The sequence below is a fragment of the Shewanella sp. 433 genome (assembly GCF_059338565.1).
In genome coordinates this window covers 735,257-748,634 of the sequence record NZ_CM181703.1, presented here as the reverse complement: position 1 = coordinate 748,634, position 13,378 = coordinate 735,257, and the positions used below count along the sequence as shown (strand labels likewise).

General features: G+C 47.6%; 11 protein-coding genes. 2 read left to right on the top strand and 9 right to left on the bottom strand.

From position 1 onward, the window contains the following. Positions 1–12: 12 nt before the first annotated feature. The gene (rsmH, locus tag AC5YB1_RS03470; protein WP_494520736.1) at positions 13–954 is read right to left on the bottom strand and encodes a 16S rRNA (cytosine(1402)-N(4))-methyltransferase RsmH; all 942 of its coding nucleotides are present in this window, start codon (positions 952–954) and stop codon (positions 13–15) included. Between the two features lie 33 nt (positions 955–987). Beyond that, a complete protein-coding gene (mraZ, locus tag AC5YB1_RS03465; RefSeq protein WP_494520735.1) occupies positions 988–1,446 on the bottom strand; it encodes a division/cell wall cluster transcriptional repressor MraZ in 459 nt (152 codons plus the stop codon). A gap of 580 nt (positions 1,447–2,026) precedes the next feature. Here mraZ and AC5YB1_RS03460 point away from each other — a divergent pair. Continuing rightward, positions 2,027–2,314, top strand: coding sequence for a hypothetical protein (locus tag AC5YB1_RS03460; protein ID WP_494520734.1), 288 nt, complete (start codon positions 2,027–2,029; stop codon positions 2,312–2,314). A 34-nt stretch (positions 2,315–2,348) separates the two neighbouring features. On the opposite strand, the gene glpK is transcribed toward AC5YB1_RS03460, so the two are convergent. The 7 genes from glpK to leuA form a co-directional block, all read right to left on the bottom strand. After that, positions 2,349–3,836, bottom strand: a complete 1,488-nt coding sequence (gene glpK, locus AC5YB1_RS03455; RefSeq protein WP_494520733.1) for a glycerol kinase GlpK — start codon at positions 3,834–3,836, stop codon at positions 2,349–2,351. Positions 3,837–3,866: 30 nt separating this feature from the next. Beyond that, on the bottom strand, positions 3,867–4,325 hold the full coding sequence (locus tag AC5YB1_RS03450) for a nuclear transport factor 2 family protein (protein WP_494520732.1): 459 nt from the start codon (positions 4,323–4,325) through the stop codon (positions 3,867–3,869). Between the two features lie 242 nt (positions 4,326–4,567). Then, positions 4,568–5,881 (bottom strand): outer membrane protein transport protein, encoded by a 1,314-nt coding sequence (locus tag AC5YB1_RS03445; RefSeq protein WP_494520731.1) that lies wholly within the window; start codon positions 5,879–5,881, stop codon positions 4,568–4,570. A 503-nt stretch (positions 5,882–6,384) separates the two neighbouring features. Beyond that, complete coding sequence (leuD, locus tag AC5YB1_RS03440; protein ID WP_494520730.1) at positions 6,385–6,990, bottom strand: 3-isopropylmalate dehydratase small subunit; 606 nt, start codon at positions 6,988–6,990, stop codon at positions 6,385–6,387. A gap of 9 nt (positions 6,991–6,999) precedes the next feature. Next, the gene (gene leuC, locus AC5YB1_RS03435; RefSeq protein WP_494520729.1) at positions 7,000–8,400 is read right to left on the bottom strand and encodes a 3-isopropylmalate dehydratase large subunit; all 1,401 of its coding nucleotides are present in this window, start codon (positions 8,398–8,400) and stop codon (positions 7,000–7,002) included. After that, the gene (leuB, locus tag AC5YB1_RS03430) at positions 8,400–9,494 is read right to left on the bottom strand and encodes a 3-isopropylmalate dehydrogenase (protein WP_494520728.1); all 1,095 of its coding nucleotides are present in this window, start codon (positions 9,492–9,494) and stop codon (positions 8,400–8,402) included. The genes leuC and leuB overlap by 1 nt, the downstream gene beginning before the upstream one ends. A 61-nt stretch (positions 9,495–9,555) precedes the next feature. Continuing rightward, complete coding sequence (gene leuA / locus AC5YB1_RS03425; protein ID WP_475515062.1) at positions 9,556–11,127, bottom strand: 2-isopropylmalate synthase; 1,572 nt, start codon at positions 11,125–11,127, stop codon at positions 9,556–9,558. 513 nt (positions 11,128–11,640) lie between these two features. Between leuA and AC5YB1_RS03420 the strand changes: the two genes are divergently transcribed. After that, positions 11,641–13,377: a tetratricopeptide repeat protein gene (locus AC5YB1_RS03420; protein WP_494520727.1), complete on the top strand. Its 1,737-nt coding sequence runs from the start codon at positions 11,641–11,643 to the stop codon at positions 13,375–13,377. Position 13,378: the final 1 nt, after the last annotated feature.

Here is a 13,378-nt window from a genome sequence, read left to right as displayed (position 1 = left end):
CGCAACGCGAAGTTAATAATCGAGCCGCTCAGCGATGCGTAATACCGAACTTCGGGCTCTGGCGTTGCGCTCAATCTCTTCTGCTGACGGCTTAATCGCCTTACCTATCGGCTTGAGTAATTTAGTTTTATTGATTTCAGCTTCGGTAATAGGTAAACCGTGAGGCACAGACTCTCCCTGACTGTGGCGGCGAATAAAACGCTTTACCATACGATCTTCTAACGAATGAAAACTGATGACCGATAAGCGCCCTTGTGGTGCAAGCACACTTAAAGCGCCTTCAAGCGCTTGATCTATCTGTTCTAATTCGCTGTTAATGTAGATACGAATCGCTTGAAACACTCGAGTTGCAGGGTGTTTGTTACGCTCTTTACTCTTACTGATACGCGCGATCAAATCCGCTAACTCTTTGGTGCGTAAAAAGGGGGTTTTATCACGATCGGCCGCGATGCAGCGGGCAATATGACGGGCGTTTTTCTCCTCGCCATAGGTTTTAAATACCCAAGCCATATCTTCAATTTCGGCGCGAGCTAGCCATTGTGCTGCGGTTTCGCCTTGTGAGTTATCCATGCGCATATCGAGCGGACCATCGCGCAGAAAGCTAAAGCCACGTTCGGCATCATCAAGTTGCGGAGACGAAACACCAAAATCAAATAAGATGCCGTCTATCTTACCTTTGAGGTTAAGCTCGTTAACATATTGCGCTAACTGACCAAACCCACCATGCACGATAGTAAAACGTTTATCATCAGCAAACTGCTCCGCTGCGGCAATCGCCTGCGGATCGCGATCGATAGCGATGAGGCGACCAGTGGAGCCTAACTGCTTGAGCACTTCTCTAGAGTGCCCACCACGTCCAAAGGTGCCATCAATATAGATGCCATCAGGCTTAATGTTGAGGCCTGCTACTGTTTCGTTTAACAGTACTGATAAGTGCGCAAATTCTTGAGTCATCGCTCTCTTCTATCTATTAGGTTAATCTCTTTATTACAAAGAGAAGTCAGCCAAACGTTCGCTATCCGCAAACGCTTCGCTTTGAATCATTTCATGGCTAAGTTGGATCTGTTGCTGCCATTGCGCTTCATCCCACAGCTCAAATTTATTCAATTGGCCCACCAACATCGCACGCTTGTCTAAGTTGGCGTACTGACGCAGAGGAGGGGGCAATAGCAGGCGCCCATTGGTGTCTAATTCACATTCGTGGGCATAGCCGAGTAACATTCGTTTCAACGAACGCTCTGACTTTTGGGTGTCTGATAACCGCAATAACTTGGCTTCGATCTTCTGCCAAGCTTCTAGCGGATATAGCAGTAAACAGGGGTCGTCAAAATCGACAGTAATGACCAACTGACGATTAAATTCGGCGTGCAACGTCTCCCGGTATCGCTTTGGAATGGCGATCCGTCCTTTAGTATCAAGGTTTATAGCGCTCGCACCACGAAACACGTCAATTCATCCTTGTTAAAATTAATAGATCCACAAATATCCACAATTTCCCACAGATGCTAAGTTTAGAGATACTATGCAAGTATTGTCAAGGAATGAAACTATTTATAAAGCCAGTATTCAAGCGGCTTAGCGGCATGTTTGTAAATATTTAATAACAGGGATAATTCACTACCTAAAAGTAGTATCGAGGGATTGCTATCCCATTGTTACAGTACAAAATATCATCAAAACTACCTGAATAAGCCATAAAGTGGATCGGCCACCCTTATATTGATCGATCAGGTATTGGTTTATAGCGCTCGGGAGCATGTCCGAGAGTCAACAACTCGCTACTAGGCGAGTAGCACAAGCTTTAGGGCTCAATACCCGCGTTAGCCGTTATTTCGACTTATATAGCTAGCCACACGATTGTACTGGCACTGCATTCGTTAGTTGGCAGCTTCTCGTATCCTTACGGCTTGAGCAAACAAGATTGGTAAAAATAATAAAAACAAAATAGACTAAAAATTAACCACACTTAGCCGATATAGGTTAGGACAAGGAAGATAAAGTGAATACTTAGGCCGGGGGAAACAACATGATTAGTTTAGACAGTGTATACGCCATGCTGGCAAGACCTGTGATTCAAGTCTCCAAACGTAAGCGGATCGTTGAGCAAACTGAACATATTGAGGCTATTCATGCCGACAGCCATGAGGCGCCTCAAGCTCAATTGCCGCCGCATTTAGAGCGACGGAAACAAAAAGAGCGACGCGCTAACCCGCGCGGCGATAGGCGCGGCCGTGCACATCGTAAAGCCCAAGAACAGCGCGCTCAAGATGAGGCCCTGTCATCCCCTTTACCCCGTATTGATATCGAAGTATAGGTTTAGCTTAGCGTAACCAGACAAGCCACAATAACTAGTGTTCAGTCACTTGTGCAACCGCCTGCTTCCACCCCAAATATAACGCTTGGCGCGTATCACAACTGATTGACGGACGAAAACACCTATCTACTCCCGCCTTATGCTTTAACTCTGCTGTAGATAGCCAAAACCCTACAGCAAGCCCCGCCAGAAATGCCGCGCCCATGGCGGTCGTTTCAGTCACTGCCGGACGCTGCACTTCAACATTGGTTATATCAGCTTGAAACTGCATCAAGAAATCATTTGCCACCGCGCCGCCATCGACTTTTATCTGCTTTAATTGCACGCCACTATCTTTAAGCATGGCATCGAGTAGATCCTTACTTTGGTAGGCGATAGCCTCAAGCGCGGCACGGATAATATGATTACGATTAGCCCCACGAGACAGACCCACCAGCGCGCCACGGGCATTGGCATCCCAATAAGGGGCGCCTAATCCCACAAACGCAGGCACCAGATAGACGCCATTAGTGTCACTCACTTTTGAGGCGAAATATTCGGTATCTTGGGCATCACGAATAAGCCCTAATTCATCACGCAGCCATTGGATTGTCGCCCCGCCCATAAATACCGAGCCTTCTAAAGCGTAATTCACTTCACATTCGGCACCAATGGCAATAGTGGTCAATAGCCCATGACGAGATTGCACTGCCTGCAGGCCAGTATTCATCAGTAAGAAACAACCTGTGCCATAGGTATTTTTAGCCATACCTTCATCTATACATAACTGACCAAAAAGCGCCGACTGCTGATCGCCCGCCATGCCTGCAACAGGGATCTCACCGCCCTCGCCGGCAATACGAGTATTACCATAGATGGCACATGAGGGTTTAACCTCGGGTAACATGGATGCGGGGATATCGAGCTCATCAAGCAACAGTGGATCCCACTGTTGCTTGTGAATATCAAACAACATGGTACGCGAAGCATTAGTGGGATCGGTCACATGGACCTTGCCCTCCGTCAGTTTCCAGACTAACCAAGTATCGATAGTACCAAACAGCAAATCGCCTGCTTGGGCCTTCTCCCTCGCTCCTACAACATTGTCTAAAATCCAGCGGATCTTAGTGGCTGAAAAATAGGGATCGAGCAATAAGCCAGTGGTCTGCTGAATATATTCGGTTAGGCCACGCTGCTTAAGTTCCTCACACAGAGGCTGACTGCGACGGCATTGCCACACAATCGCATTGTAAATGGGCTTACCCGTGGTTTTGTCCCACACAACGGTGGTTTCACGCTGATTAGTGATCCCAATTGCGGCGACCTCATCGCCATGGATCCCCGCACGTGCTAAGGCTTCGATTAAGGTCGAACTTTGCGATGACCAGATCTCCATCGGATCATGTTCAACCCATCCCGCCTTGGGGTATATCTGTGCAAATTCTCGCTGCGAAACGGCAACAATATTGGCATCATGATCAAAAATCATCGCCCGTGAACTGGTCGTGCCCTGATCCAGTGCGATGACATAACGCTTATCCACTATAACAACTCCATACTATGAATTAAGAGGTTAACGCGCTTCATCGGCATGATTAACAGCAGGGATATCATCACAGGCATGAGCCGGCAAATACCAAAACTCGGCAATTTTGCCCTCTTGCACTCTAAAATTGCCAATACTGCATTGACTCAGCTCTTCGCCTTCGTGAGTCCAACTGACTCGCTCGACCGTGCTGACATAATGCGATGAATCGATCATCTGTAAAATAGTGGCCTTGGGATGGGTTAAGGTTTCGAAGTAATCTGTCATCGCCGCACCAAACTGACTCTTATTAGCCGTTTCAATATCGACTTGGCTGCCCGTAATGTGCATCCAGCGTACATCATCGGTCACATACTGCATCATCTGCTCGACACTGTGTTGGTTATAGGCGTCAATAAAGCCTTTAACTACTTCTGTTGACTGGGGGTTGGCAATAGCCGACATCGGCAGTAGCGCTATGCTTGCGGCTAGGAGTAAGGGTTTCATTTTGCACCTCTTATATGAATTAAAGTCAAACCAATAACACCATAACGGCCGACGCAGTAATACAGCAACAATCAAGGATAGTGAATAATAGTTTGATATTGAGAAGAATATAATCGCCTAAGATCCATTTTGCGAATAAAAGTTACTCCCCACCTCATACCAAAAGCACCATTGCCCCAATAACTTGCATAAAAAAAGGGTCGAAGCATAACGCTTCAACCCTTTTTAAATTCTGTTAGCCCTTAAAAACGATAGCTGGCCTGAACACCGAATAACATGATGTTACCGCTGGTTGTGCCGCTAAATGTGCCACCAAAAGGAGCTGAAGCAAGATCAGATGCGATACCCGGACGCGGCTCGTTCACTGCTGACTCGTCGGCAAAGATGTAGGTAACGCCGACATCTAGATCCAACTGCTTGCTCATCTTATAACTGTAACCAGCGCTCACCCAAACACGGTCCATTTCAGGGATCGTAAGGGTACGGTTGTCATCCGATACTGCCGATTTGTCATAAGCGATACCAGCACGCAGTGTCGATAACGCCGACAGGTCATAGGTCGCACCTAAAGCGAAGCGATAGCTATCTTGCCAGTTTTCTTGCTTCACCAATTGTGTTGGCTTAGTTAGCGCTGGGATCACGGCTTCTAGCTTTTCAAATGAACTCCAGTCAGTCCAATTGATGCTCGCGTGCACCGCAATATCATTACTTAACTGGTGAAAAGAGGCGATCTCAGCCGTTGCCGGCAACGACAACTCCATAGAGCCAGCTAGCTGCTTGTTTGGATCGAGTGGGTTGAAGGCAAAACCATTGGCTTCACCTTCAAGATTGAAATCGACTGCCGAGCGGTAGTTAACACCGATACGATGCGCATCGTTTAACTGCCAAGCCGCGCCTAACTGCCAACCCCAGGCGACATCATCACCTTCCATATACTTAAGGGTTGTACCTTTAGGCACCGTAAGACTGCCCATTTGCGGCGGCAATGTAACGTCAGCAGAACTTTTAGCACCAATGCTACCTTCACCTAAGACTAAACGCACACCAGCACCAACACTGAACTGGTCATTAATACGGTAAGCCACATTTGGGTTGATTTCCACAGTGGTCACCGAGGCTTCGCTACCAAACTGGGTGCCGCGGAAACTATCATCTAACTCGGTCGCCATACCAAAGTTGCTGCCAATACCTAGGCCTAAAAACCATTGGTCACTCAACTGATGCGACAGATAGAAGTTAGGCACTACCGCGTCATCGGCAATATCTTGTGCAGAAGTGGCATTAATACCATCGGTATAAGTGACTTCGCCATTGATATCGATATTTGGCATCACCAAAATCGCACCAGCGGTCATTTGCGTGCCCGCTAAATAGGTCAGCATGGCTGGGTTGCGGTTTTGCACGGCCGCGTTATCCGCTATCGCCGCTTCACCGGCATAGGCGCGGCCTAAACCTGTGGCTGAATATTCTGCAAGCTGAAAACCTGCTGCTTGAACTTGAGTTAAAGGTGCAGTCATGGCTGCAAGTACCGCTAAAGATAAAATACGCTTATTCATCGTGGCTCTCTTATTGTTATCATCTGACTTAGAGCTATCACTCCAGTCTTTTAGTGAGCCGCAGTCTACTTACACAGAATATCTTTACAAGCGAAGAAATCATTTTAGTGAATTATGCTAACAGTGACTCTCTATAGCAGTTAAATACACAGTAAGTTGCCGATAAAAGGGGTGCGTAACGGGCTAAAAGTGTGATCAATGTTCACTTAATCAACCTTAAAAACACACTATGAAAACAAAAAGAACACATTAATCAGAAACTTAAAGTCATAAGATTAATAATACAAGTGTTCACTATAATCATTGAAAAATAGCAGCATAAATCACTACCCTTGCTTATGCAGTATATAAAACCATCACTCAGAAAGAGTAAGCTATTGTAAAAAAAGGTTATTACTGTATTTGCAAGCGACTAATAGCACAAAGCCAGCACAACACATTGTTGAACTGGCCCAATTTTGAACAGGTGCAGTACAGCTGTACGCTAAAAATTTAAGGTAATATTAAGCTCGCCAAGCGGGATTCTGCGCCTCATAAGCAGCAATAGCCTCGCTGTAGGTTAAGCTAATGCCGATGGCATCTAATCCATTGAGTAGGTTGTGCCTCGCCGATTCGGCAATCGTAAAGGCAAACTCGGCACCTGAGGGCGCAATAACTTGCTGGCGTTGCAGATCAACCGTCACCAGGGCACCTTGCTGTGCGCTGACCTCATCCATCAACTGTTGTACTTGCGCCTCAGTCAAACAGACAGGCAACAGGCCATTGTTGATTGAATTGCCATAAAAGATATCGGCAAAGCTTGGAGCAATGATCACCTTAAAGCCAAAATCGGCTAAGGCCCATGGCGCATGCTCGCGGCTTGAGCCACAACCAAAGTTCTCTTTGGCGAGCAACACTGACGCGCCGGCATAGCGCGCTTGGTTTAAGCTAAATGCGGGGTTAGGTGTATCCCCAGCGTTATCGAGATAACGCCAGTCATGAAAAAGATGCACTCCAAAACCATCACGAGTCACCTTAGATAGAAACTGCTTAGGAATGATTTGATCGGTATCGATATTAGCGCTATCAATCATGGTTGCTAGGCCAGTATGAGTGGTAAATGCTTGCATAATGCTCTCCTAATAGGCTTTGCGAATATCGACGAAACGACCAGCAACAGCTGCTGCAGCCGCCATCGCCGGACTCACCAAATGGGTGCGACTGCCGCGCCCTTGGCGCCCTTCAAAATTACGGTTACTGGTGGAGGCGCAGCGATCGCCCGCTGCTAACCTGTCGTCATTCATCGCCAAACACATAGAGCAACCGGGCAAGCGCCACTCGAAACCTGCATCAATAAAGATTTTATCTAACCCTTCGGCCTCGGCCTGTTCTTTCACTAGGCCTGAGCCTGGCACCACTATGGCGGTAACGCCCGCAGCCACCTTGCGCCCTTTGGCCTGATGTGCCGCTGAGCGCAGATCTTCGATACGCGAATTGGTGCACGAGCCGATAAACACTTTATTAATGGAGACGTCAGTCATGCGGGTCCCCGCTGTAAGCGCTACATACTCAAGGGCTTTTTCGATACTGCTGCGGGAGGTAGGATTGGTTTCATCCAGCGGATTAGGTACCGGCTGATCGATAGCCACCACTTGACCAGGATTGGTGCCCCAAGTCAGTTGCGGTGCGATGTCCGCAGCCTGTAACACCACATGAGCATCAAAAACAGCATCATCATCGCTGCGTAATTCACGCCATGCGGCAACGGCACTCTCCCAATCGGCCCCTTTTGGCGCAAATTCACGCCCTTTGACATAATCGATAGTCGTCGCATCGGGCGCCACCATCCCCGCCTTGGCGCCCATTTCAATCGCCATGTTACACACAGTCATACGGCCTTCCATCGACAGGGCTTCAATCGCCTCACCACAGAACTCAACCACATAACCCGTACCGCCATCCATGCCGATTTTACCGATAATGGCCAGCACGATATCTTTAGCGGTAATGCCATCGGCAACGTGACCACGCACCTCAATCTTCATGGTTTTGGCTTTAAGCTGGCGCAAAGTCTGCGTCGCCATCACATGCTCAACCTCAGAGGTACCAATACCAAATGCCAGTGCGCCAAAAGCGCCATGGGTCGCGGTATGGGAATCACCACACACAATGACAGTGCCGGGCAAGGTGATCCCCAGCTCTGGGCCCATCACATGCACTATGCCTTGGTTTTTATGGTGAATGTCATAAAGACGAATACCAAACTCTTCGCAGTTTTGCGCCAAGGTTTCTACTTGGATGCGAGCCATTGGGCTTAGGGCATCTAAGCTGGCACTCTTGGTGGAGGTATTGTGATCCATGGTGGCAAAGGTTTTTTCAGGGGCGCGCAATTTACGACCCGCCACCTTTAAGCCACTAAACGCTTGAGGTGATGTCACCTCGTGCACCAAATGTCGATCAACATAGATCAGTGGCGCTTCGCCTTGGGGTGCGGCAACAATATGGCTGTCCCATACTTTTTCATAGAGTGTCTTCGCCATTAGTTTGCCTCTCTGACTGCTTGAGCGATGTAGTCGCCCATTTCACGGGTTGATTTGGCATTACCGCGCTTGCTAGCGGGCAATAATTCTGCGGTTAAATAACCGTCGCTAAGCGCCTTAGCCACAGCGACCTCGATAGCCTCTGCGGCCTGTTCTAACTTAAGACTGTGGCGCAATAATAAGGCGGCAGAAAGGATTTGAGCTACGGGATTGGCAATGCCTTGGCCTGCAATATCCGGTGCACTGCCACCAGCGGGTTCATACAAACCAAAGCCATCACTATTAAGGCTGACCGATGATAGCAAGCCCATTGAGCCAGTTAACATGGCGATTTCATCGGAGATAATGTCGCCAAATAGGTTGGAACACAGCATCACGTCAAAATCGAACGGACGACGTAGCAGCTGCATGGTGGCGTTATCGATATAGATATGTTCAAGCTCAACATCGGGAAAATCGGCAGCCACCTCTTCAACCACTTCACGCCATAACACCGAGCAGGCTAACACATTGGCCTTATCGACCGAGGTCACTTTTTTGCGGCGCCCTTGGGCGGCTTGGAAGGCGATTTTGGCAATGCGGCGGATCTCTTTGCGGCTGTAACGCATAGTGTCGAAGGCTTCTTCGTTTTCGCCTTCACCTTGGCGCCCTTTAGGTTTACCAAAGTAAATACCACCAGTGAGCTCTCGTACACATAACACATCAAAACCTTGTGCTGATATGTCGCTGCGCAGCGGCGACATGTGCTCTAAACCTAGGTGTAATTTGGCTGGACGGATATTACAAAATAGCTCAAAGTGGCCTCTAAGTGGCAGTAACGCGCCGCGCTCGGGTTGCTCATTAGGAGGCAAGTGTTCCCATTTTGGCCCTCCCACAGAGCCAAATAATATGGCATCGGCAGTTTCACACCCCTTGAGTGTCGCCTTAGGTAATGGACAACCGTGATTGTCGATGGCCGCGCCGCCCACATCGTATTCGCTGTATTCGATATCTAAGTTAAACCGCTCTTCAACGGCGCTCAGTACCTTGCGTGCTTCGGCCATAACTTCTGGCCCAATACCATCTCCGGCGAGCACTGCTATTTGATAACTCATTAATCACCCACTCCCTGCTTATTTACTCAATTATGGTCAAAAAGGTCCGCTCATGTTGGCGTTACACACCACCCAATACCGCCCGGCCTTGTTGAATTTTAGTTTTATTCTCAGCGACCTTATCGGCACGCCATGTTAGGTTCATCACATGGATAAGGGCTTGTACAGAGGCCTCAACCACATCGGTTGCCAGCCCCACCCCATGGAAATTCTGCTCATGGTACTTAGCGGTAATGTCGACTTGGCCTAGGGCATCTTGGCCTTCGCCTTTGGCGCTTAATTTATAGCTAGAGATATTGATTTGGCAGTCACTGGCGCGGGTAATGGCGTTGTACGCAGCATCGACCGGACCATTGCCCGTAGCGGCTTCGGTGACCACTTGCTCGCCCACCTCTAACGTCACCGTCGCGGTGGCCTGTCCTTGGGTGGAGTCAGAATGCACCACTAACTGTTGCAATTTATATTGATTTTCATCATCGGCCTGCGCCTCTATAAAGACCAAGGCTTCAAGATCATAATCGAACACTTGGCCTTTTTTGTCCGCCAGCTTTAAGAAAGCCTCATAGAGGGTATCCATATCATAATCGTGCTCGGCATAACCCATCTCTTGCATGCGATGCTTAATCACATGACGGCCTGAACGCGAGGTCATATTTAAATTATTACGATTTAGCCCTATGCTCTCGGGTGTCATGATCTCATAGGTATTTTGCGCCTTAAGCATGCCATCTTGATGGATACCCGAAGAGTGAGTAAACGCATTCGCCCCCACAATCGCCTTATTGGCTTGCACTGGCATATTACAAAGCTGACTGACGAGGTTAGAGGTGCGGTGGATCTCTTTGGCATTAATGCCCGTTTCTAACCCTAATGCCGCTTTTCGAGTGGCTAAGATCATGGCGATCTCCTCTAGCGAGCAGTTGCCGGCACGCTCGCCGATACCATTGACGGTACATTCAATCTGCCTAGCACCATGCTGCACTGCGGTAATTGAGTTAGCCACAGATAGCCCTAAGTCATCGTGGCAATGTACAGAGATCACCGCTTGATCGATATTGGGGACACGGTTGAACAGGGTTTCGATGATGCCGCCAAACTCGCTGGGGATGGTATAACCCACAGTATCAGGAATATTGATGGTCTTAGCGCCCGCCTTAATGGCTTCTTCCACCATTCGGCAAAGATTATCGATTGGCGTGCGCCCTGCATCTTCGCAGGAAAACTCGACATCATCGGTAAAACGACGGGCGTATTTGACTGCCGCCACCGCCATCTCAAGCACTTGGTCGAAAGAGCGTTTTAACTTACTTTCTACATGGATGGTCGAGGTAGAGATAAAGGTGTGAATACGAAATTGCTCCGCGACCGATAACGACTGAGCAGCGGCGTCAATGTCTTTCTCTAGCGCACGGGCTAAGGCGCAGACTCGACTATTTTTAATCGTGCGAGCAATGGTTTGCACCGAGTCAAAATCTCCTGGAGAAGAGACAGGAAAGCCCACCTCCATCACATCTACACCGAGTCGTTCCAGTGATAGTGCTATCTGTAATTTTTCCTTCACCGTTAAACTGGCCGCCAGCGCTTGCTCACCGTCACGTAAGGTTGTATCAAATATTATCACTCGGTTAGACATCTCGTTTCTCCGTGGAACGACTAGGTTCTATGTTGCGTTTTTATCCAATCCATATACAAAAAAACCCCGCGGTGTTGAGCGCGGGGTTTATGAATGCTGTTGTTATTAAGCGTGCAACACTACATTCTCCGCGCAGGTTCTGCGAGAAGGAGAATAATGAGGTTGAGTAGGGCACGGTTAGTCATCATCTTTTATCTATTCAAAAAAAATAAGTATTTATTCGACATTATCAAGGTAACGCTTAACTTTTTAACGTGTACAGCCTAAATAGTCAACCCCATTCTTTTCACATTTTCGCAAACATTACTACAACAATGCCGATTCATTGTACAGTTATAATCAATCCAGGCCTTAATTCGCTCAATAACGCAGCAGCAAATCACCCGAAAGGAAAAAAGCCAGCAAGCAGACACTTTATCATTCAAGCTGTTAATTTTTATGCAATCGCATATAAAAACTCAGTATAATGCGTTCACTCAAGTATTTTCAGTGGTTTAGTTCCGGAGTTAAACAATGTATTTTCGTCTCATGGTGTTCAGTCTCAGCCTATGGCTGCAGCCCGTTTGGGCAGACACTATGACAGAGCTAGATCAACTCGCGGCCACCGTCTATCAATATCCCAGCGAGGCGCTATCGAACATTACGCCTATAGAACAGCACTTCAATGATAAAAGTGCCCCGCAGTCGTTGAGATTGTCACTGCTTAAATGCCATGCCTTAGTGCAGTTAGGCGACAATGAAGCCGCCATCAACTTAGCACGCATGGGCGATGCCCAAGCAAAATCACTGGATATACCACAAGCCAGCCCCTATTTTTTAAACTGCATGGCAGAAGCTTATATTGATTACGGCGATCTACGCCAAGCCCTCACCTTACTCGATACGGCTATCTATCAATCTCGAGAATTTGAACAGCCTCAATCCTTAGTCAATGGTCTATTGCTGCGTGGACAAATCGATACCCACATTGAAAGTGACAGCAGTGCATTAGAAGACTTTCGTTTGGCACAAGATATCTATCCAGCAGCCTTACGCCAACCCATCCAGTGGATCACCCCACCACAGGCTTACCTGCAATTGGCAAGGGCCAAATTATTTAGAAAAAAGGGACAGCTGAATCTGGCTTTTACAATGGCAAAACAGGCGTTAACTTACCCGCAAACCATAGGTAAAGTTAGGCTTAACACATTACTAACAATTGCTAGAATCGCGCATGAAAATCAAGAGGTAAAGTTTAGGGATGATATGATTTTAGAAGCAAAAATCTTAATGCCTGAACTCGCCACCGCTACCGAACTTGCCGAAAGCTATACTGAGCTCGCCGAGGTGGAGTTTTTAAGAAACAATGACAAGAATGCCATTCAGCTACTCAACATCGCCCTTAACACCTTCGATAAACACAAAAAAATCAACGATAGCTTGCGCGCTAGTCGTTTATTGGCGCAAATTTACTTAACCAAAGGCGACGAGCAACAAGGGTTAGACTTGATGCAACAAGCCATCGCAATAGGCCAACGCACTAATCAATATGATGAATTGGTGTACTGCTATCAATTATTAAGTGAATACTTCGCAGGGATGCGCGACTATCGCCAAGCTTATAACTACCAACTACAGCGCGTCGATAACATTAAAAACAGCTATGAGTTCTTAAAAAATACCCGCCTATTACAAATGAAGGCCCAGCTTGGGCACTATCAAAAACTGGCCCAAGGCCACAAGCCCAAACCTATCGAACTCGACACGCGTATCGATGATAACTATGGCCTGATTGTCATTATCGTGTCGGCACTATTGCTGCCATTACTGATGTTAATATCACGCTTGCGCAAACAACAAAACGCCCCCCAGATGCAAGAGGTGCCATTAACCGCCCATGAAAAGATGCAGGCATTAATTGCCAGCGCTAAACAAATTGGGTATCCAATAACGATTTTATTGATTAATCCAAGCCATCTTGCGCCTCGCGATATGGCCACGCTATTAGATGAGATACGGCAGAAATTGCGCCAACAAGATATTATGCTCGATAAAGCCAGCGACCAACTGCTTATCATGCTGCCCTTTACCTCACTTTCCGGGGCGAAAGAGATAGTCAAACAGTTAAACACCGTCATTGCGTCATTGCCGGGCGGTGACAAAGTTAGGATAGGTATGGCAGAGATGCAATATTACGACACCTTGTTATCACTGACCAAGCGTGCAGGCATCGATCAGCTCAGTCGATACAACGATCAATTAGGGCGCTAAC